The organism is Porphyrobacter sp. GA68, assembly GCF_022605525.1.
In the GTDB taxonomy this organism is placed as follows: Bacteria; Pseudomonadota; Alphaproteobacteria; order Sphingomonadales; family Sphingomonadaceae; genus Qipengyuania_B.
This window is the reverse complement of sequence record NZ_JAKQYJ010000001.1, coordinates 716,514-736,992: the sequence shown is the minus strand read 5'-3', so window position 1 is coordinate 736,992 and position 20,479 is coordinate 716,514. Positions and strand designations below refer to the sequence as shown.

Annotated in this window: 19 protein-coding genes; 11 read left to right on the top strand and 8 right to left on the bottom strand. The window is 63.0% G+C overall.

Features of this window, described 5'->3' with window-relative positions:
• Window positions 1-186: 186 nt before the first annotated feature.
• From hemE to LHJ54_RS03575, 4 genes are all read left to right on the top strand, one after another.
• Window positions 187-1,215 (top strand): uroporphyrinogen decarboxylase, encoded by a 1,029-nt coding sequence (gene hemE, locus LHJ54_RS03590; protein ID WP_228242566.1) that lies wholly within the window; start codon window positions 187-189, stop codon window positions 1,213-1,215.
• Between the two features lie 31 nt (window positions 1,216-1,246).
• Entirely contained in the window at window positions 1,247-1,690 is a 444-nt protein-coding gene (locus tag LHJ54_RS03585; protein ID WP_228244285.1) for a CopD family protein, read from the top strand.
• A 151-nt stretch (window positions 1,691-1,841) separates the two neighbouring features.
• On the top strand, window positions 1,842-3,107 hold the full coding sequence (gene rho / locus LHJ54_RS03580; protein WP_228242565.1) for a transcription termination factor Rho: 1,266 nt from the start codon (window positions 1,842-1,844) through the stop codon (window positions 3,105-3,107).
• Window positions 3,108-3,166: 59 nt separating this feature from the next.
• Window positions 3,167-3,577, top strand: coding sequence for a BLUF domain-containing protein (locus LHJ54_RS03575; protein ID WP_228242564.1), 411 nt, complete (start codon window positions 3,167-3,169; stop codon window positions 3,575-3,577).
• Window positions 3,578-3,740: 163 nt separating this feature from the next.
• Here the strand turns inward: LHJ54_RS03575 and LHJ54_RS03570 are convergent, their stop codons facing one another.
• The 6 genes from LHJ54_RS03570 to LHJ54_RS03545 form a co-directional block, all read right to left on the bottom strand.
• Window positions 3,741-6,539, bottom strand: coding sequence for a carboxypeptidase-like regulatory domain-containing protein (locus LHJ54_RS03570; RefSeq protein WP_228242563.1), 2,799 nt, complete (start codon window positions 6,537-6,539; stop codon window positions 3,741-3,743).
• Entirely contained in the window at window positions 6,536-7,468 is a 933-nt protein-coding gene (locus tag LHJ54_RS03565) for a hypothetical protein (protein WP_228242562.1), read from the bottom strand. The genes LHJ54_RS03570 and LHJ54_RS03565 overlap by 4 nt, the downstream gene beginning before the upstream one ends.
• Window positions 7,469-7,530: 62 nt before the next feature.
• Window positions 7,531-8,061, bottom strand: a complete 531-nt coding sequence (locus tag LHJ54_RS03560; protein WP_228242561.1) for a DUF4402 domain-containing protein — start codon at window positions 8,059-8,061, stop codon at window positions 7,531-7,533.
• 64 nt (window positions 8,062-8,125) lie between these two features.
• Window positions 8,126-8,617 carry a DUF4402 domain-containing protein gene (locus tag LHJ54_RS03555; RefSeq protein WP_228242560.1) on the bottom strand — a complete coding sequence of 164 codons (492 nt, stop codon included), beginning with the start codon at window positions 8,615-8,617 and terminating at the stop codon, window positions 8,126-8,128.
• A gap of 656 nt (window positions 8,618-9,273) precedes the next feature.
• The gene (locus LHJ54_RS03550; protein WP_228242559.1) at window positions 9,274-9,936 is read right to left on the bottom strand and encodes a DUF4402 domain-containing protein; all 663 of its coding nucleotides are present in this window, start codon (window positions 9,934-9,936) and stop codon (window positions 9,274-9,276) included.
• A 109-nt stretch (window positions 9,937-10,045) separates the two neighbouring features.
• The gene (locus LHJ54_RS03545) at window positions 10,046-10,756 is read right to left on the bottom strand and encodes a dienelactone hydrolase family protein (protein ID WP_228242558.1); all 711 of its coding nucleotides are present in this window, start codon (window positions 10,754-10,756) and stop codon (window positions 10,046-10,048) included.
• Between the two features lie 94 nt (window positions 10,757-10,850).
• On the opposite strand from LHJ54_RS03545, the gene LHJ54_RS03540 reads away from it, so the two are divergent.
• From LHJ54_RS03540 to LHJ54_RS03515, 6 genes are read left to right on the top strand one after another with little or no spacing between them, the layout of a single operon-like run.
• Window positions 10,851-11,117, top strand: a complete 267-nt coding sequence (locus LHJ54_RS03540; RefSeq protein WP_228242557.1) for a DUF6489 family protein — start codon at window positions 10,851-10,853, stop codon at window positions 11,115-11,117.
• A gap of 10 nt (window positions 11,118-11,127) precedes the next feature.
• The gene (gene mnmE / locus LHJ54_RS03535; protein WP_228242556.1) at window positions 11,128-12,405 is read left to right on the top strand and encodes a tRNA uridine-5-carboxymethylaminomethyl(34) synthesis GTPase MnmE; all 1,278 of its coding nucleotides are present in this window, start codon (window positions 11,128-11,130) and stop codon (window positions 12,403-12,405) included.
• Between the two features lie 32 nt (window positions 12,406-12,437).
• Complete coding sequence (gene mnmG, locus LHJ54_RS03530; protein WP_228242555.1) at window positions 12,438-14,276, top strand: tRNA uridine-5-carboxymethylaminomethyl(34) synthesis enzyme MnmG; 1,839 nt, start codon at window positions 12,438-12,440, stop codon at window positions 14,274-14,276.
• Window positions 14,273-14,902: a 16S rRNA (guanine(527)-N(7))-methyltransferase RsmG gene (gene rsmG, locus LHJ54_RS03525; protein WP_228242554.1), complete on the top strand. Its 630-nt coding sequence runs from the start codon at window positions 14,273-14,275 to the stop codon at window positions 14,900-14,902. The genes mnmG and rsmG overlap by 4 nt, the downstream gene beginning before the upstream one ends.
• Window positions 14,903-14,904: 2 nt before the next feature.
• On the top strand, window positions 14,905-15,684 hold the full coding sequence (locus LHJ54_RS03520; protein ID WP_277754020.1) for a ParA family protein: 780 nt from the start codon (window positions 14,905-14,907) through the stop codon (window positions 15,682-15,684).
• Entirely contained in the window at window positions 15,681-16,652 is a 972-nt protein-coding gene (locus LHJ54_RS03515; protein WP_228242553.1) for a ParB/RepB/Spo0J family partition protein, read from the top strand. Before LHJ54_RS03520 ends, LHJ54_RS03515 begins: the two co-directional genes overlap by 4 nt.
• A gap of 16 nt (window positions 16,653-16,668) precedes the next feature.
• Here the strand turns inward: LHJ54_RS03515 and LHJ54_RS03510 are convergent, their stop codons facing one another.
• The gene (locus tag LHJ54_RS03510; RefSeq protein WP_228242552.1) at window positions 16,669-17,151 is read right to left on the bottom strand and encodes a GAF domain-containing protein; all 483 of its coding nucleotides are present in this window, start codon (window positions 17,149-17,151) and stop codon (window positions 16,669-16,671) included.
• An 86-nt stretch (window positions 17,152-17,237) separates the two neighbouring features.
• Here LHJ54_RS03510 and LHJ54_RS03505 point away from each other — a divergent pair, with 86 nt between their 5' ends.
• On the top strand, window positions 17,238-18,716 hold the full coding sequence (locus LHJ54_RS03505; RefSeq protein WP_228242551.1) for a sorbosone dehydrogenase family protein: 1,479 nt from the start codon (window positions 17,238-17,240) through the stop codon (window positions 18,714-18,716).
• Window positions 18,717-18,734: 18 nt separating this feature from the next.
• On the opposite strand, the gene LHJ54_RS03500 is transcribed toward LHJ54_RS03505, so the two are convergent.
• Window positions 18,735-20,477 carry an acyl-CoA dehydrogenase gene (locus LHJ54_RS03500; protein WP_228242550.1) on the bottom strand — a complete coding sequence of 581 codons (1,743 nt, stop codon included), beginning with the start codon at window positions 20,475-20,477 and terminating at the stop codon, window positions 18,735-18,737.
• Between the last annotated feature and the right edge of the window lie 2 nt (window positions 20,478-20,479).

Genomic DNA, 20,479 nt, shown 5'->3' with positions numbered 1-20,479 from the left:
ACTGTCCGCAGCCTGTGGGAAAGGGGGAAAGACTTTCGTTGACACCCACCAGGTGGCGAGTCGATGCGCTGGCTACCCTGTTCAACGGGGGAAAATGCGGGCAAAGCCGGACAATCCCCGTTCTCCACAGGGCCAACAGACTCCATCATCTTATCTATAAATTAATTGGTATTGGATTGGACACGCATGATCGAGCCGCGCCTGCTCCGAACTCTTCAAGGCCACCGGGGTCTGGCCGTACCCCTCTGGCTGATGCGGCAGGCGGGCCGCTACCTCCCGGAGTACCGCGATCTGCGGGCGCAGAAGGGCGGTTTCCTGAACCTCGTCTATGACAGCGACGCGGCCGCCGAGATCACGCTGCAACCGATCCGCCGCTTCGGTTTCGATGGCGCGATCCTGTTTTCCGACATCCTCATCGTGCCCCACGCCATGGGGCAGCACCTGGAGTTCCTGGCGGGCGAGGGGCCCCGGCTCTCGCCTCCGCTGGTGGATAGCACGCTGGAGGCGCTGGCGGCTGTGCCAGAGCGTCTCCAGCCGATTTACGACACCGTGGCCAAGGTTCGGGCCGCGCTCGCACCGGAAGTCACCCTGCTGGGCTTTGCCGGCTCTCCCTGGACGGTTGCCACCTACATGATCGCGGGCGAGGGGAGCCGCGACCAGCACGATGCTCGTGTCCTTGCCTACAATGATCCGCAAGCAATGGATGCCATCATCCGCGCCATCGAGGCTGTAACGGTGGACTATCTCGCCGGGCAGATCGCTGCCGGGGCGCAGGCGGTGCAATTATTCGATTCATGGTCAGGCAGCCTCGCCCCCGCCGAGTTCGAACGGTGGGTCATCGCGCCCACCAGCAGGATCGTTGCCGCCCTGGCGCAGCGGTGCTCCGGCACACCCGTCATCGGCTTCCCCAAGGGAGCGGGCGCAAAGCTGCCCGCCTATGTGCGCGAAACCGGCATCCGGGCGGTTGGCATCGACGAGACGCACGACCCGGCCTGGATCGACGCCAACCTGCCTTACGATGTCTGCGTGCAGGGCAATCTCGACCCGCTCCTCCTCCTCGCCGGAGGAGCCGCGCAGGATGCCGCAGTCGCGCACATCCTCAAGGCGTTCGACAACCGGCCGCACATCTTCAACCTGGGGCACGGCATCGACCGGCGCACACCCATCGCACATGTCGAGCGTCTGGTTGCGCAAGTTCGCGGCTGGAGGGGGTGACGGCCATGGCAAGAGCGGATAAATGCGCGTCATGCAGGACGTTCTCGCTGTGACCTACCTGTGGCTGAAGGCGGGACACATCATCTTCGTGATCTTCTGGATGGCGGGTCTGTTCATGTTGCCCCGCTTCTTCGTCTATCACCAGGAGGCGGGCGCCGGATCGGACGAGGCGGCGCGGTGGGTGGACCGGGAAAGCAAGCTGCTCAAGATCATCCTGCTTCCCTCCATAATCGTGGTCTGGGTGCTGGGCATCGCGCTGGCGTTCAGTATCGCCGCCTGGGATCAGGGCTGGCTGCATGCCAAGCTGCTGCTGGTGCTGATTTTGTCGGCGTACCACGGCTATCTGGCTGGCTATGCGAAGAAGCTGGCGCGGGGCGAGCAGGCGCTTGCCGGCAGAACCCTGCGCCTCCTGAACGAAGTTCCGGGCGTGACGGTCGCCGTGATCGTGGTTCTGGTGGTCGTGAAGCCTTTCTGACGGGCACTGCGCGCGGGCGATTGACGCGCGTGTGCAGCCGGCTTATCTGACCTCCCGACGCGCCGCTCTCTTCCCCCTGCGGCAGGTTCGCTTTCCCCATACGCTGTAACCAGCCGTCATATCTTCTACTCTTTTCCAAGCGATCAACCTCATGCACCTCAAAGAACTCAAGGCGAAGACTCCCGCCGAACTCGTCCAGATGGCCGAAGAGCTGGAGGTGGAGGGCGCCTCCACGATGCGTCGGCAGGATCTGATGTTCTGCATCCTGCGCGAACTCGCCGAAGACGAGGATTACCAAGAACAGATCATGGGTGTCGGCACCATCGAGGTGCTGCAGGACGGGTTCGGCTTCCTGCGCTCGCCCGAGGCGAATTACCTCGCGGGACCGGACGACATCTATGTCTCGCCCAACCAGATTCGCCGCTGGGGCTTGCGGACAGGCGACACGGTGGAAGGCGAGATCCGCGCCCCGCGCGAGGGAGAACGTTACTTTGCCCTCACCAGCCTGAAGACGGTCAATTTCGATGATCCCGATGCAGTGCGGCTGCGGACGAACTTCGACAATCTCACCCCGCTCTATCCCGACAGCAAGCTGACGCTGGACGTTGCCGATCCGACGGTGAAGGACAAGTCGGCCCGCGTCATCGATATCATCGCGCCGCAGGGCAAGGGACAGCGCGCGCTGATCGTCGCCCCGCCGCGCACCGGCAAGACGGTGCTGTTGCAGAACATCGCCAAGGCGATCACCGACAATCATCCCGAAGTGTTCCTGCTGGTGCTTCTGGTCGACGAACGGCCCGAGGAAGTCACCGACATGCAGCGCAGCGTGAAGGGTGAAGTCATCTCCTCCACCTTTGACGAACCGGCGACCCGCCATGTGCAGGTGGCCGAAATGGTGATCGAGAAAGCCAAGCGTCTGGTGGAACACAAGCGCGACGTGGTGATCCTGCTCGACTCGATCACTCGCTTGGGGCGGGCCTACAACACGGTTGTGCCGTCATCGGGCAAGGTGCTGACCGGCGGTGTCGATTCAAACGCACTGCAACGGCCCAAGCGGTTCTTCGGCGCCGCTCGCAACATCGAGGAGGGCGGTTCGCTGTCCATCATCGCCACGGCGCTGATCGACACCGGCAGCCGCATGGACGAAGTGATCTTTGAAGAATTCAAGGGAACCGGCAATTCGGAAATCGTGCTCGACCGCAAGGTGGCGGACAAGCGCATTTTCCCCGCCCTTGACGTCGGCAAGTCCGGCACCCGCAAGGAAGAGCTGCTGGTGGAGAAGGACAAGCTGTCCAAGATGTGGGTGCTTCGGCGTATTCTCATGCAGATGGGAACAGTCGACGCGATGGAGTTCCTGCTCGACAAGATGAAGGACTCCAAGACCAACGAAGATTTCTTCGCCACGATGAATCAGTAAACCATCCGTTTACTGCCTGCGTTTACGACGACTCTCCTGCTGCCCGGGAGAGTCGCTTCATGCGTCAGATTGCCTATACGAGCGTCGCCACAGATGAGCTGGGGCAGGACGATCTGTTCCGCATCGTGGAAAAGTCTGTCAGCAATAACATGGACCGGGGCGTGACCGGCTTCCTCGTCTATGCGGGCAATCAATTCTTCCAACTGATCGAGGGGGAGGAAGTGGCGCTGCGCGGTCTGCTCCGGACACTGGAGAAAGACACGCGCCATTGCGACATCCAGATCGTCCTCGATTTGCCGGCGATGGCCGCGCGGTTTCCCCGCTGGCGGATGCAGCGGGTCGGACGCACCGGCGATGCGCTGGCCCAGGTGCGCGCTGAACTCGCCAAGGATCAAAGCGGCCAGCAGGTGCTTCGCCACCTTCACGGCTTCATCGAACGCACCGGATCGCCGGAACTCGTCGGGCAGTAGGGTTCTTGCGGCCTGGACCGGCCATCGCGCTGACCAGCATCGCATTGAACTGAGCGGGCCGCCCTGCTGCGCCTGCAACAGCAAGCAGGACAGGCCTGCCGGTCCCATCGGAACGCGCCGGAACGCGCGCAGGGCCGCACCGCTAGTATGCGTCCGCAGCAATTTACCGCATGGGCAGGGCGGCCGCCATCTGTGGCCGTGCGCTGCAGCGCTTCACCAGCAGGTTCCGGCGCAGATCGTCTCCGGAAAAACCGATCACGACGCGCTCCTCCTGCGCAAGACACAGGTCCAGCGCGCCTGCCTGCGATGGGTCCAGAGTGATCGTGTAAGCACCGGGTCGAACTTCTTCGAAGACATAGTAGCCATCGCTCTCCGAGCGGGATTCTGCAATCATTTGTCCCTTGTTGTCGAGCATGTGGAGCCGGACGCTCGCGACGGGCCGGGCGTCGGCGCCTTCGGCGAAGGCAACGGTGCCTTCCACCGCCCCCAATGCCACAACCGGATAATCGGCTGCCTGCAGGCGGCCGCCGCGCGGAACCACCGTGACCCCGCGATTGAGCGGCGCGAGCGCGATGTCCGGCAAGGAAGCCGGGTCGAGTTGCAAGCTGACCGGCTGACCGGCTGGCAGGTTGACCAGGCGTGCGACGCCGCCCTTGTCGGTTTTCGCGAGTTCGTTTGACGTCATGAAGGTTACTTGGGGAAGGGGGCGATCGTTGTTGCCGAACCGTCCGTCGCCATCCATGTCCTGAAACGCGCGCACGATTGCGCCGCCACCGGACGCCAGCCCCGGTTGCGCGACGAAGAACCGCCCCTGCAGGGGATCGCGCCCCAAGCTCGCCGCCAGGCGCAGACCGACCGCATAGCTGCCGTCGCCGAACCTGTAACCGGCGTCGGCGGAAAGGGCGAACCGATCGAACTGCCGGACAAAGGCGATGGACCCCTGCGGCGCGCGGCGGGCGAAGTCGTACCCCACAGTCGCTCGCAGCGAGCTGTCGGGACCAAGCGCCCAATCCACCTGGGCATCCGCCGTGACCAGGCGGGCGTGCGGCACGACTTCGTAGCTGATCCCGGCGCGTAGCCGGGTGCGGCCCTGGCTCCGCGCGGCAAGGTCAAAATTGCCGAACAGCTGCGCTGTCTTGCCTGCTGTTCCAAGCGCCGTCTGGCGAAACTCCAGCGACCCTGCGGCGAGGACGCCGGGCAGAAACGCCGACGCGCGCACAGCAGCGTTGATCTCGCGGCCGCCTTGCGCATCGACCATGTGGCGTGCGCGCAGGGAAAGTGGAAGCGCAAGCGGCCGGTCAACTGAGCCGATCACCAGATTGGTGCGCAGATCGACTTCGGTAACATGAGCCAAGGGTGTTTGCGCAAAGGAGCGGAGGTCGTCCTGGAAGCCCCCGCCATAGCGGCTGTGCGTCGCGGTGACGCTGGTGACACCCAGAGAGCCAGCGACGCCGGTTGTAGCCGCCCATTCCCCGCCTCCCGCCAGCGCGACATCGGCTTTCGCTGCCCACCGGCCGACTCCGGTTCGGGCGCCTGCCGAAAACATCCAGTTGCTTTTCTTGTTCTTCACGAACGGATTGGTTCGTTCTACCCAGGCACCGCTCACCACAGTGGTAAAGTTTGGTGTGATGCCATAGCCCACCTCTGCGACAATACGACGATCGCCGCGGTCGGCGGGTTGAAAGGTCCGCGGCCCTTCCACACCCAGCAAGGTGCGGTCCTTCTGAAGCGCGGCGACGCGATAGGTCAGGCGACCCGGCGGCAGGCGGCCGTCGCCCACCATGAACCTGCGCACTTCCTCCCGGCGTTGCCCCTGCGGACCATGAAAAACCAGCAGGAATTCGTTGAGCCCGAACTCCACCGGCACCTGCGGGAAAAAGAATGTCCGTTCGGTATCTCCGCGGAGCGATCCGAGCAGGATGCCGTTGCGGAACAGTTCGACCTCGAAACCTTCGGGCAACACTCCCCGCAGGTCGATGGTGTCGAAAACCGAGCGCGCGACCCGTTCGGTGTTGGCGATGGCGACACCCCGCCCCGTGACCGCGGCAAGGCCAAGCGGCAAAGAGAAACTGGACACATCGCCGACGGTATATTCCGTCGCTCTAAGCGGTCCCAGCAGCCTTGCCTGGGGATCGAACCTCCCCAGGGCGAGCAATGCGCCGGTGAGACCATCTGCGCTGTCGCCGGTCACGAACAGGTCTGCGCCCATCCACGCCAGATCGCCGGCGAGCCGCAAGTCTCCGCCGATCCGTGAACCCAAACCGCTGTCAGAGACGACCCGCACGGCGAGATCCGCGCTTGGCACAGTCACGGCGCGGTAGGCGAGCGGCACCATTGGCCATTCGGCGCCCTGCTCGATTGCCCGGCGGAGCAGCTTTTCGCGTGCGGCAGCCCGGGCCAGCCGTTCCTGGAAAGGAAATGGTTCAGTTGTCCTGATCAATACTTGCTGTGCACGCTGGTCCACCTCGATCTCGAGCGGCAGGAGGTGCGCGAACCAGTCGGATCGCAAATAAAGTTCGCCGTCCATGATCCCCGCCGCCTTGGCGTCAAGGATGATGGCCTCGCCGTTGCGGCGCGCGATCCGTTCCCGCAGGTCGAGACCGAGGGTACGGCCCGGTTGCAGCACCCAGCCGTCGGCCCGCGACCCTCCATCCTCGATCCGGATGGCGAGGTCGAGCAGGCGTGCCATCGCTCCGAGCGGCAGGTAAGCGGCCCCATCCTTGGCAAAGCCCGTCATCACATCCGGCGCGTCCGAACCGGACACGCTGACTTCCAGGATAATCTCGTCTTCCGGCTCGAACCCGACGGGCGTGCAGCAGTCGGGTGCCGGTCCGGTTCCTCCGGCTGCGACGGTCTGCGCCAGCCCGCCCTCCGCAGTCGCCGGGCGCCCGTGCGCAGGACTGCCCAGTGCAATCAGCGCAATGATGATCAGCGCCCCGAGGAGGCGCCACAACAGGTTCACGGCACGGCGAATTCATGCGTCGCCAGGAGCGTGCCCGGCGCGTGATCGTCATCGGTAAAGCTGATCTTCAGGCGAGTCCCCTGCCGCAAAGCAGGCTGCCCGCCCGGCAGTGGCACGGTGACCTGTCTTGCCGACACCTCGGGATAGATACCCACCCCGCGCAGGACGGCAAGCGGTTCGCCGAGTCCAGCCGCGGTGATGGTGATATCGCCATAGGCGGAGCGCGTGCCGCGGCGTGTCAGCATGAATTCCACTGCCTGAGAGCCATCCGCAGCGGTCAGAACCCGCGCGTCGGCGACGCCCGCTTCGAGGGTGGTAGCCCCGATCCGCACGATGACAGGAATGGAGAGGCCGATGCGCGGGCGGATCTTCACGCCGATGCCGCCTGTGTCCGCCACCCCCACAGCTTCGGTGATCGAAACACCATCGACTACGTCGCGGGGAACGGACACGACCTGAAAGTGCGTGCGGTATTCCCCAGGAGGCAGATCAGCGGGGGCGCGCAGCATCAAGCGCACTGTCTGCGATTCATCGGGGCGCAGGGTGACACGGCGCGGAGAGTGACGCACCATGTCGCTGGCCGGCCGCACTTCGCCGGCCGCCGGATCGCCCGCCTCCAGAGGAACAAGCTGTCCCTCCGAGGTCATCCGCAGGTCGCGCAGCGTGATCTCGTAATCACCTTCACTGGCGGCTTTGTTGTACAGGCCGATCATGGCGATCTCACGGCTTCCGTCCAGCACAAGGCGCTTGGGAAACAGGTTGATGTCGCCCAGGCCCGCCACCGCCCCCGCTGGAACATGGGTGGTGACAGGCGGCGGGGAGGGCGCGTCGACAGCTTGGTCCTGCGCGCCGAGCGGACATGCGATCAGCGCGAGCAGACCGGCGCTCAGACGCAGGGCATGGCTGCGAACATGGCGTTCAAAGGACATGGGTCGGGTTCTACTACTGTTGAGAGAATCGGCCCTGGCAGGGCGAAGAACTTGATAAAGGTTTAGAGATAAAGAACCGTTAAGTCGAACGTGCCGCGGTAGTCGCCAACAGGCTGGTTGCCCCCGACTATCAGCCTTGCACCAACGTCCAGCTGGTAATTTCCCGCAGCGTCAAAGCCCGCAAAGCCAAAGGACGTGTTGGCGCGGAACTGGTCCGCCAGCATCGTGTTCGTTCCGCTGGCCAAAGTGGCGCTGGTCGGAAGGAAGGTGACGAACAGGCGGTTGGGATCGCCCTTGACCCGGAACCGCGCGGCGCCCCGGTTCCCGGGAAACTGGCTCAAATCAAGTGTGCTGGTTACCGCGCCATTGGGCGCGACGGCCACGGTTCCGCCTGCCGCTGGCCTCACGATTGTGCCAAAGCGCAGGTCCTGCACAGGCTCGATCTGTGATGGGCGCACTATGTCTGCAGTCGCTGTACCAGACGCGCGGGATTGTCCGCCCGTCGTCTGGGCGGCGAGGCAACCGCCGCCCAGAAGAAAGGCCGCCATGCCGATTTGGGCAAGCAGGCGAAGCGGAAGCGCGGCGTTCATCATGGCAAATCAGGCCAGAGGTGAACAGGGTGCTGGCATCAGCCAGCCCCCTGTTCGTCCCTCAGGCTCAATTGTAGGAAACCGTGGCGTTGTAAGTGCCGGTGTAGCTGCCCGGCGCCTGGTTGTTGCCCACGGTCAGCGTGCCGCCCACGCGGAACGACGCTGTACCACTAGCGCTCAGGGCGCCGGTTGCCGCGGCCGTGGTGGTGAAGGCCATGCTGTTGCCGCCATTGGCGACCGTACCGCCTGCGGTTGTAATGGAGAAAGAGCGGTTGGCATCACCCGTCACGGTGAAAGCATCGGCAGCCGGCGCGACGCCGGTGATACCGGACACGTCGCCGCCCACGGTGCGGACACTGCCGACGCTCACGGTCGCCGTGCCGCCGGTGCCGGCTGTCAAAGTACCGAAGCTGAGCGCCGCACCGGACACGTGCGTCAGCGTGATCGGCGCGACGATCTGCGCAGTGGCGGTGCCCTGCGCGGTGCTGCTGTCACCAGGGGCGGCGTATGCTGGCACTGCGATGGAGCTTGCCAGAACTGCAAACAGAAACTTCTTCATTGTCGATGATCCCTTTGTCGATGAGCCACGGCATCCAGCCGCTGGCGTGATGCGGCAGCGCTTCCGCAGAAGCTCTGGCGTCGATTAGGGGTTACTACTTAGTTTTTAAAAATTGATGGAAACGATGTCCATCGCCAATTAACCATTCCTATATCACTGTAAAAGCACCAGGATTACGGGATCAGCTGCTGTATTCAAGGGATTAGTCCCAGTTACGGTCGACCCTGTTCGTAACGAGGGTGATGCAGCTCTGCCTGCTAAATCATGTTCGAAAATAGATACTTGGGTCGCCCGTCGATTCGGCCTGGAGGAGAGTGGACTGCTGATGTGCTTGTTCTGCGAACCTGGTGACTCAATCGTCGTGCTTGTGAGATCAGTGGTGATCAGCACACCGGTTCGTGCAGCGATCGCCCACCCCTCCACAGAGACTGGCTCGATGATCTGTACTCCCGCAACTCCTGATGCCATGGCTTTGTGGTCCTGCGCCTGGGCGGGATTGACCATGCCAGACATGGCTGTGGCCACCAACCACGCGGCGTAGAGGCGTTTGCGTCGCCGTAGGGAAACTGGCCGCCACATCTACCAATCCTAATCCTGTTGCGGCAGATTGTTCCTTTCTGCTGCTTTTGCGGATAGTGACTGGGTTCCTGCGGCACCTATCTTATTGACAGCACTGAGACGGTCATCGGGATAGGAACGTCAATCCGGCCGCCGCCGCTCGTACGTTCCAGATCGAGCCGTCCACCGACGCGGAAAGACACCGTGCAAAGCCGCTGACGACAATCCGGCAGGCTGACCAATACTGGCTGTCCGGCGGCAACTCGAGCAGCACCGGGCAAGTCCGTCTGGTACCCGGTCAGCCGAGCAACAACGCCCTGCTGCGTCACCACGGGGGCGGGTAGCAGGATCAACTGCAGCTGGATGTTCAGCCTGACCTGGCCGTTGTTGCCGCGATCATAGGTGAGCGTGAATTGCGCCGGGCCGGTTGCGCCAGGCATGGCTATGATGCCGCTTCCGCTAACCGCCCCGGCTGGTGTTACTTCACGCCAGCCGCTGGATGGAACGGCAAAAGATCCGAAGCGCAAGTCACGTTCGGCGGTGATCCGCACTTCTGACTGATTTGCCCGGCTGGGTACAGCCGACACCAGAAGACACGGCAGGACGAGGCAAACCATGTTCGCTTGGCGGCCGCGGCGGCGTTGCGCCAGAGCGCAGTCTGACGAAGGAGACATGGCGTACATGGCGCAGAACCTCTCCTTGGTCAGCAAACCGCCCTTGGCAAGGCCGAAGGTCGCGTTGCTGTTCGTGCAGCGAGGCATAGCCAGAAAGCTTCACAAAGTGGTTAACGCAAAGAGCATCCTGTTCGACTATAACATTTCAATGTGCGTCTATTCGACGCATTGTGTGTGACGTTCAAAGAATAATGCATCAACTTGAACTGTCGGTCAGATGGCGCGCGAAGAACTCCATTGTGCGCCGATCCGCCAGCTCCGCAGCCTCATCGATTCGCCGCTTGCCCATTTCCGTCGCAAACCCGTGATCGACACCGGGATAATCGTACAGAGTGACCTTGGGATGGTCGTCCAGCCCCTCATGCATTGCAGCTTGGGTCGCCTTGTCCACAAAGCCGTCATCACCCGCGATGTGGAGCATCAGCGGGTTGGCAATGGCGTGCTTTTCACGCAGCAGGCCGTCGACACCGACGGCGTAGTACCCCACCGAGGCATCGCAGTCCGTCCGCGCCGCGGTCATGAACGCCAGTCGCCCGCCAAGGCAGTAACCGACCGCGCCAACCTTTTCCGCCCCTTCTTCGGCGCGCAAGTAGCGGATCGTCGCCTCGATGTCGCGAATGCCCTCATCCTGGTCGAACCTGGCCATCAGTTCCAGCGCTCGTTGGAACTCAGCTTCCACGTCCGGATCGAGTTGCAGGTTCCGCTCAAGCCGCCAGAACAGGTCAGGCGCGGCAGCGAGGTAACCGGCTTGCGCCAGCTTGTCACATTTGCGCCGAATGCCAGCGTTAACGCCAAAGATTTCCTGGATCACGATGATGGCAGCCTTCGGCTCACCGTCTGGCCGGGCGATATATGCGTCAAAACTTCCGGCGCCAGACAGCTGCGGGATGGAAACAGATCGGCTCACGCGTTTCTCCTTGGATCGGTCCTCTAAAGCTTAGTGCTTGCGCCGACTTTCCCCAAGACCCAAATCGTGCAGTCAATGCGATGGAGTTTGCCCGATGAAGGTTCACCTGGAAATCGACTGCACGCCGGAAGAAGCACGCCGGTTTATGGGACTGCCTGATGTGGCGAAGGCTAATGATGTCTATGTCGACATGATGGCCAGCGCTATGAAAGGGGTGAAAAGCCCGGATCAACTGCGCGACTACGCTCGGGAACTTGCCCCCATGGGGCAGCTTGGCTTCAAGATGTTCCAAAGCTTCATGGAAGCGGCCGCGAGGAAACCGGGAGATGGCGAGGGCGGGGCGACCGGCAAACCGGAATGACCACGGCTTGATGTCGGATACGATCTTCGCCTTGTCGAGCGGGGCGCCGCCGGCAGCTATTGCCATTATCCGTATCAGTGGACCTGACGCACACCGCGTTGTCGGCGATCTTTGCCGTCAGCCGTTGCCAAATCCGCGAACAGCCGCCCTGCGGGCGTTGCGCAGCCCCGATGGCGTCATCATCGACCGGGCTTTGGTGATGCGGTTCGCTGCGCCTGCCACGGCTACGGGTGAGAACATGGTCGAGCTGCACTGTCACGGTGGACGCGCGGTTGTCGCCGCGGTCGAGCGGGCGCTGGAAAGGCTGGGGTGTCGCAGGGCAGAGGCGGGGGAGTTTACCAGGCGGGCATTCCGCAACGGGCGCATGGACCTTGCCGAGGCGGAGGGACTGGCCGACCTGCTGGCGGCAGAAACCGAGCTTCAGCGCGCAGCCGCGATCAGCCTCACCGAGGGGCGTTTTTCCGCGCAGGTGGAAGAGTGGCGGCAACACATCCTGCGCCTGTCGGCTCTGGTCGAAGCGGCGCTGGATTTTGCCGATGACGATGATGCCGCCCATTTGCCACCGAGCTTTCGGAAAGAAGTCGCAGCCCTTGCGGCTGATCTTGCGGAGTGGCTGAGCCGCCCGCGCAGTGACCGGCTCAAGGAAGGCGTCCGGGTGGTCATCGCCGGGCCGCCTAACAGCGGCAAGTCGACCCTGTTCAATGCTCTGGTGGAAGATGAGGCGGCAATAACTTCGCCGGAAGCTGGGACGACCCGAGATGCGCTGGAGCGGAATGTTGCCATAAGAGGCGTTCCTTTCACTTTCATCGACACGGCGGGTTTGCGAGATGAAGGCGCAGGCAGCATCGAGGCCATCGGCATCGGTCGTGCGCGTCGGCACATCGATCGCGCGGATCTGGTATTGTGGCTCGGACCCGAAGGGGAGGGGCCAACGAAGGCGCTGGAGATTGAGACAAGGATCGATGCCCCCGCAGATTTGCGCAAGCGGTCACCCGACCACCGGGTGTCGGGCCGAACGGGTGAGGGCGTTGATCAGCTCAAGCTGGCGATCGCTGAGAAAGCGAGAACCATTCTTCCCAGCGCGGGGCAAGTCGCGCTCAACAACCGGCAAGCCATGCTGCTGGCGGAGGCACAGGCGGCGTTGTCGCAGATCGTGACCGCACAGGATGATCTTGTCATCGCGGAACATCTGCGGCAAACGCGCGTGGCATTTGACGCAGTGCTTGGCCGAACCGCGACCGAGGACATGCTTGACGCCCTGTTCGGCCGGTTTTGTATCGGCAAATAGAGAAGCCCGTTGTTTCACGTGAAACATCTTCAATGAACCGATCGATCATCGTAATTGGCGGCGGCCATGCCGGTGTGGAGGCAGCCTGTGTCGCCGCCCGCATGGGTGTGCCTGCCACACTTGTCACGTTCGATGCGAGCAAGATCGGCGCGATGAGCTGCAATCCTGCCATCGGCGGACTGGGTAAGGGCCATCTCGTTCGCGAGGTCGATGCCTTTGATGGCGTGATCGGCCAGGCCGCAGACGCGGCGGCGATCCACCACCGGATGCTCAATCGCTCGAAAGGAAGCGCCGTTTGGGGGCCGCGGGTGCAAGCGGACCGCACATTGTTCCAGCGAGCAGTCGCGCAGGTTGTGGCGCAGCAGCCGAACTTGTCCATTGTGGAAGGCGAAGCGACCGAACTATTGATGTCAAACAACCGGATTGCAGGTGTGCGGCTGGCCGATGGCTCGGATATACCGGCAGCCGCGGTTGTGCTTTGCACCGGCACATTCCTTGGCGGTACGCTGTTCCGTGGAGAGGAGCGGCTGAGCGGCGGGCGTGTGGGAGAGGCGAGCGCGCATCGTCTGGCGGCACAGCTGCGCGAAGCGTCTCTGCCGCTGGCGCGCCTCAAGACTGGCACACCCCCGCGCCTTGACGGTCGCACGATCGATTGGGCTCAGCTGGCAGAGCAACCCAGCGACGTGGAGCATTGGACCATGTCGCCTGTGACCAGAGCGCGCGCCAATCCCCAGGTGTTCTGCGCGATCACCCGGACAAACGAACGTAGCCATGACATCATCAGGCGCAACCTCTCCCGCTCACCGCTGTTTGCCGGGGACATCACCGGGCAGGGCCCCCGTTACTGCCCGTCCATCGAGGACAAGATACACCGGTTTGGCGACCGGGACGGGCATCAGGTGTTCCTCGAACCCGAAGGTCTCGACACCCCGCTGATTTACCCGAACGGCATCAGCACATCGCTCCCGGTGGACGTGCAGCTTGCCATGTTGCGCAGCATGAGGGGACTGGAGCGGGTGGAGATGACGGTGCCCGGTTACGCGGTTGAATACGACCACGTCGACCCCCGGTCTCTCGACGCTGGCCTGCAAATGAAAGCTCTTCCGGGCCTGTATTGCGCCGGGCAGATAAATGGCACTACCGGCTACGAAGAGGCTGCGGCGCAGGGCCTGATCGCGGGCCTTGCGGCTGCTTGTGCGTTGAAGGGCATGGATCCGCCGCCACTTGACCGGGCCAACAGCTATATGGCGGTCATGGTGGATGACCTGACCCTGCAGGGAGTGACGGAACCTTACCGTATGCTTACCGCGCGCGCCGAGTACCGCCTGCGACTGCGCGCTGGCAATGCAACGACGCGGTTGACGCCGCTCGCGATCGCGGTTGGCTGTGTGAGGCCAGAGAGAACGGAATGGTTCGCCAGGCGGGAGGAGGCGAGGCATGACTGCGCCACCGCCCTGGCGCAGCGGATCCCGGCCGACCAGGTCCCCGTGGCGAAAGACCTTAAAGGGAAGACTGTCGGAGAACTCCTCGCGAACGGCAAGATCACCGCGGACGAGGCGGCGCGGTGGCTCCCGGCGAGTTGGACGTCGGACAATGATCTCGCCGCCGAATTGACCGAGGACGCTGTTTACGCCCCCTATGTGCAACGCCAGGAGGCGGAGTTACGTGACCTGCGTGCGAGCACCCATATCAGTCTCGCTCATGATTTTCCGTATGCCTTGGTGCCGGGACTGTCCGGTGAGATGATCGAACGGCTGAGCCGAGCACAGCCGCCCGATCTGGCAGCTGCGGGGCGAGTGCCAGGCATCACGCCCGCTGCGCTGGCCGCGGTGCTGGTGCATGCCGGCAAGCGCCGGCAGCAGCCCGCTTGATCACCTCAGAATATGATGCGCGCTCCTATATCGAGCGCAATTGGGGTGCGGCCGCACTGGCCGATTGCGCTTTCTATGTGGCGGCGTTGCGGCAGGAGAATACGCTGCAGAACCTGGTATCGCCCGCTTCATTGGACCACGTGTGGGTCCGTCACATTGCAGATTCTGCCCAGCTCCTCGAACATCAGCCGGAAAACTGCAGCAGTTGGGCTGATGTGGGCACGGGCGCTGGCCTGCCCGGACTGGTTATTGCGATCTTGCGCCGCGATCTTAGTGTCACCTTGATCGAACCGCGCAAGTTGCGAACCGCCTGGCTTGAGCGCATGCGAGAGAGCCTCAGTCTCGGCCACATGCGGATCATCACCGGGCGTGCCGAAGACGTGCATGACACCTTCGATGCAGTGTCCGCGCGGGCCGTCGCGCCGTTGGCAGCGCTGTTGCATAAGACAGCGCATCTGGGGCACACAAAAAGCCGGTGGCTGTTTGCGAAAGGCCGCACCGTTGTCGAAGAGCTAAACGACATACCCGCTAGCCAGCGCCGAAGTTGGCTGTTTCACGTGAAACACTCGTTGACGGCCCCCGATGCAAGCATCATTGTGTGTGAACGTTCTAGGGGTTCGAACTGATCATGTTCACCGTTGCTATCGCCAATCAGAAGGGCGGGGTGGGCAAAACCACCACCGCTATCAACACTGCCACGGCGATGGCGGCATCGGGATGGCGTACGCTGTTGATCGACCTGGATCCGCAAGGCAACGCCTCTACGGGGCTGGGTATCGCCAAGGAACTGCGAGGCCAGTCTAGCTATGACCTTCTGCTGGGCGAAGGAACAATCCGCCAGATCGCCTTGGACACCACCATACCGAACCTGCGCGTCGTTCCATCCACCGTCGACCTCAGTGGAGCCGAAGTGGAGCTGGTTTCCCTTGAAAACAGGGCGATGCGGCTTCGTCAGGCTATCGATGCCGCGCAAAGCGATTACGACATCTGTTTCATCGACTGTCCGCCATCGCTCGGCTTGCTGACGCTCAACGCGATGGCGGCGGCCGACACACTCCTGGTACCGCTCCAGTGCGAGTTCTTTGCTCTTGAAGGGTTGAGCCAGCTGCTGCAAACAGTTGAGCGGGTGCGTGAACATCTCAACCCGCAGCTGGGAATTATCGGCGTTGCCCTTACCATGTTCGACCGGCGAAACCGGCTTACCGATCAGGTGGCGGACGACGTGCGCAACTGCCTGGGCGATCTGGTGTTCGAGGCGGTCATACCCCGCAACGTGCGACTGTCGGAGGCGCCAAGTCACGGCATGCCGGCATTGATCTACGACTACGCCTGCTCGGGCAGTCGCGCCTATATCTCTCTCGCACGGGAATTGATCGGCCGCCTGCCGAGTCTTAGGAAAGCTGCATGAGCGATAATTGGGAGCCGGTCCGGGTAGTGGCGCCGCCGCGGGAGGGCGCTGCGGGAGAACGGAAGCGAAAGTTGGGTATGGGCTTGGACGCCCTGCTCAAGGAATCGCGGCGCGAGGAGCCTGTAACCCGCGTCAGCGGACAAACTGAGGAACCCGAGGCAGATGTTAAAGCAGGGACGCTCCGTTCAATCGCCATAGACAGGATCACTGCGCTACCTGGTCAACCGCGCACCCATTTTGATGAGGAGGCGCTGAACCAACTCGCTGCTTCAATTGCCGCGCGCGGAGTGATCCAGCCGGTGATCGTGCGTCCGCAGCCCGATGGCCAGTATCAGCTGGTTGCCGGCGAGCGGCGCTGGCGGGCTGCGCGGATAGCGGGTCTCAGCGAAGTTCCAGCGATCGTGCGCACCCTCGACGCGCATGAGGTGAAGGCGCTCGCGCTTATCGAGAACCTCCAGCGCGAGGATCTCAACCCTCTCGAAGAAGCGCGCGCTTACCAGCGCCTGGCTGACGATGACGGCATGACGCAGTCGGAGATCGCCAGGCTGGTGGACAAATCGCGCAGCCATGTCGCCAATATGCAGCGGCTGCTCTCGCTGCCTCAGAACATCCAGACGATGGTGGAGGAGGGCAGTCTGTCCTCCGGACACGCGCGGGCGCTGGTCGGCGTGGTGAACGCCGAAGCTATGGCGCGCACCGCAGTCGAGCGTGGCCTGTCGGTGCGCGAAGTGGAACAACTCGTACGCCGCGAAGGTGCCAGTCGGTCCTCCCCTCGCCGCTCTGCCCCGCGGCAGGCGCAGCCCAACACTGACCTGGCTACCATCGAAGCACATCTGCAGGATTTTCTCGGCATGCCAATCCGCATCAAGGGCGATCCTGATGGGCGACAGGGTGCGTTGATTGTTCAATACCGCACCCTTGATCAGCTCGATCTCATCTGTCAGCGACTTACGGGGGGCGACATCTGACGAGTTCCTGACGAGTTCAGATACGTTCAGCCAGCATCATGGCCAGCCGTTCGATGCCGGCGGCATCTTCCGTGTCGAAGCGCGCAGGGGTGGGGCTGTCGAGGTCGATCACCGCCACTACATTCCCGTCTCTGACCACCGGCACAACCAGTTCTGAACGGGTATGCGCGTCGCAAGCTATATGGCCTGCAAATGCGTGCACATCCGGCACGATCTGCGTTTGCGCCGAGGCTGCCGCCGTTCCGCACACGCCCTGTCCCCAAGCAATCCGAATGCACGCAGGACGCCCTATGAACGGCCCAAGTACCAGCTCTGATCCAAGAGTACGATAGAAGCCCGCCCAGTTGAGATCCGGCAGGAAGTCGGCGAGCAGGGCGGCGACGTTGGCCATGTTCGCCACGGCATCCGGCTCGTCGCGGGTCAGCGCGTCGGCCGCGCTGCACAGATCGTCGTATAGCTGAGGTTTGGACGCGCCATCGGTCGGCTTGTAATCGAACATGGGGCCAGCCTTAGCGACTCTGTCGCTCCGCGCAATTGCGCGCAAGCGCATTGCCGTTGATGCACAGCACGCCTAGGTTTGGCGTCATGAGTCTAGCCCGCAAGTTCGCCATCGGCGTCGCTGTCATATTCCTCCTGCTTCTGCTGACCTTCGCCTGGCTCACTCGCGGCAACACGGCGCAGCTGGCCGTAGAGGCGGTGACCGGAACCGATCCCGTCCTGGCGGAGCCAAACTCCGAAACCATTCCGACGGTGCAGATCGCCGAGCCTGTGGGCTGGAAGGCTGGGGAACAGCCGATCGCTGCCGAAGGCCTAACCGTTGTGAGGTTCGCAGAGGGACTGGAAAGCCCGAGAGTCATCTACACTCTGCCCAATGGAGATGTTCTGGCGGCACTCGCCCGCTCTCCGGGACGCGATCCCGCGCAGCAGGATCAGGGGCTGTTCGGGCGCATCCGGGGCGCTGTGGAAAGTTACCTGTTCAAGAAGGCGGGATCAGCCGGTCCGTCGCCCAACCAGCTTGTTCTGCTTCGCGACGCCGATGGCGACGGCCGGGCTGAACAGCGGCACGTCCTGACAAACACGCTGGATTCACCTTCCGGAATAGCTTGGCGTGACGGCACCTTGTATGTCGCCAATCATAATGCACTGCTCTCCTTCCCCTATGAACTAGGCGCAACCAGCCTGCCGGCGGCATCTCGCAAGTTGATGGATCTGCCCGCAGGCGGCGGCCACTGGATGCGCAACATCGTCATCTCGCCCGACGGACGGATGATTTACGTGGCGGTTGGTTCGGCTTCCAATATCGGAGAGCAGGGGATGGAGATCGAGCAAGGGCGCGCCGCGATCTGGCGTTACGACCTGCAAACCGGCCGGCAAAGCCTGTTTGCAGCCGGATTGCGCAATCCCAACGGGCTCGCCTTCAGCCCTTGGTCCGGCGAATTGTGGACCACCGTGAACGAGCGGGACATGCTCGGATCCGATCTCGTCCCCGATTACCTGACAAATGTGCCGCTTGGCGCGCAGTATGGCTGGCCTTGGGTGTACTGGCGCGACAATGTGGATCGGCGGGTCGATGCTCCGATGCCGCGATTCCTGACCGAATATGCCCGCGCTCCGGAGTATGCCTTGGGGCCGCATGTCGCGGCGCTGGGCCTGGTTTTCCCCCAGGAAGGTGCCCGGCTGGGCGAGCGTTTTGGATCGGGCGCGATCATAGCGCGGCGGGGATCGTGGAACCGCAAGCCCCCATCCGGCTACGACGTAGTATTCGTGCCATTCGACGCGCGCGGCAATCCGCAAGGCACACCCATACCGATCCTGTCAGGCTGGCTAACGGGGGAGGGTACGACGCGTGGACGGCCGACTTGGGTGGCTTGGGCAGGAGACGGCGCGCTGCTGGTGAGTGACGACACCGCTGGCATTATCTGGCGTGTCATCGCGCCGGACGCCGCACCTGCCGCGCCGATCGCCCGGCTGACAGGGGAACGTCTGCCGGCTCCTCGCGAGCTGCGCGATCCGCAGGCGCAGTTCGAAGAGGATTATGTTCGCCAGCAAGGTCTTGTGCGCTGAAGCCAGCGAGGCCAACACCTAGGCGAGCAGGGCATCCGTAGACAGGGAATACAGATCTTCTGCGCCCGCCAGGACAGACGGCGCCAGCCCCTCGGCTTCAGGGACAAGCCTGTTCAGGAAGAAGCGGACCGTTGCCTGCTTCCGCTCGACCAGAGCTGGCGCGGCACCTCGTTCCACCGCCTGAAGCTGACGCAGCAACTGCCAGCCTGCAACAGCGACCGCGCTCATGGTGGTAAACGGCACACTTCCTGCCAGTCGGTCATCCAGAGACGCTTTGTCGCGCATCCAACGGGCCAGATCACGCACCCGGCTTGCGAGGTTGCGCAAAGCCTCAGCATCTCCCGCCTGGTCCATCACTTCGGCCATCATCCGGTCAAATGCCGCTCCATCCTCCAGCCCGAGCTTGCGAGTGACCAAATCCGCCGCCTGAATGCCGTTGGTTCCTTCATAGATGGGCGCGATTCGCGCGTCGCGAAAATGCTGGGCTGCCCCGGTTTCCTCGGCGTAGCCCATGCCGCCATGCACCTGTATGCCAAGGCTGGCGACCTCGCACCCGACATCCGTGCCCCACGCCTTGATCAGCGGGACGAGAATCTCTGCGCGCAGCTTCGAAGTATCATCGCCAAGCGCGGCGCGATCAACCTGGCCCGCCGTGTAGTAGAGCAAGGCCCGCGATCCTTCGGTCAGCGCACGCATCCTCAGGATCATGCGGCGCACGTCCGGATGTTCGATAATGGGCACCGGCGTCCTGTCGGCTGCACCGGCACGGGCTGATTGCACCCGCTCTCCAGCATAATGCGTTGCCTGCTGCAATGCCCGTTCCGCAATGTGGACGCCCTGGTTGCCGACGTTGATCCGTGCCGAGTTCATCATCGTGAACATGGCTGCCAGGCCGCGGTTCTCGGCGCCGACCAGTTCGCCGACGCATTCGCCATTATCGCCATAGCTCATAACGCAAGTGGGCGAGGCATTGATGCCGAGCTTATGCTCAAGGCTGACGCAGCGAACATCATTACGCGGGCCCAAGGTTCCGTCATGTTTCACGTGAAACTTCGGCACGACAAAGAGCGATATGCCGCGGCTTCCCTCTGGCGCGTCCGGCGTACGTGCAAGAACAAGGTGGATGATGTTCTCTGCCAGCTCGTGCTCTCCCCAGGTGATGTAGATCTTCTGCCCCTGTATCAGCCACTTGCCCGCATGGTCGCCGTGAGCGATCGGGGTGGCGGTTGTGCGCAGCGCGCCCACGTCGCTGCCTGCCTGCGGCTCCGTCAGGTTCATCGTTCCCGACCAAGTGCCGGACACAAGCTTTGGAAGGTACAGCTCCTTCTGCGCGGGGGAGCCGTGATGGTCGAGTGCCTCTATAGCACCGACGGACAATATCGGCAGCAGGGTAAAGGCCATGTTCGCGCTGCCGAGGTTTTCCAGCACGTTACAGGCCAAGGAAAAGGGAAGCCCCTGCCCCCCGAACTCTGCAGGACCCGAAATCGCGTTCCAGCCCTGCTCCACGTAAGCGGCATAAGCTTCCGCAAAGCCGGCCGGCAGACGGACCACGCCGTTCTCCAGCCGCGCACCTTCCGTATCCCCGATCCGGTTCAATGGGGCAAACTCTCCCTGAGCGAAGGCGCCGACACCTTCCACGACCGCGGCCACCAGATCAGGTTCCGCGGCAGAGAAACGTTCGGAGCTGGCCAGCTCACCGATGTTCGCGTTCACTTCCAGGGCAAGCAGCTGATCATGCGTCGCAGGGTTGAAAATGGTCACGG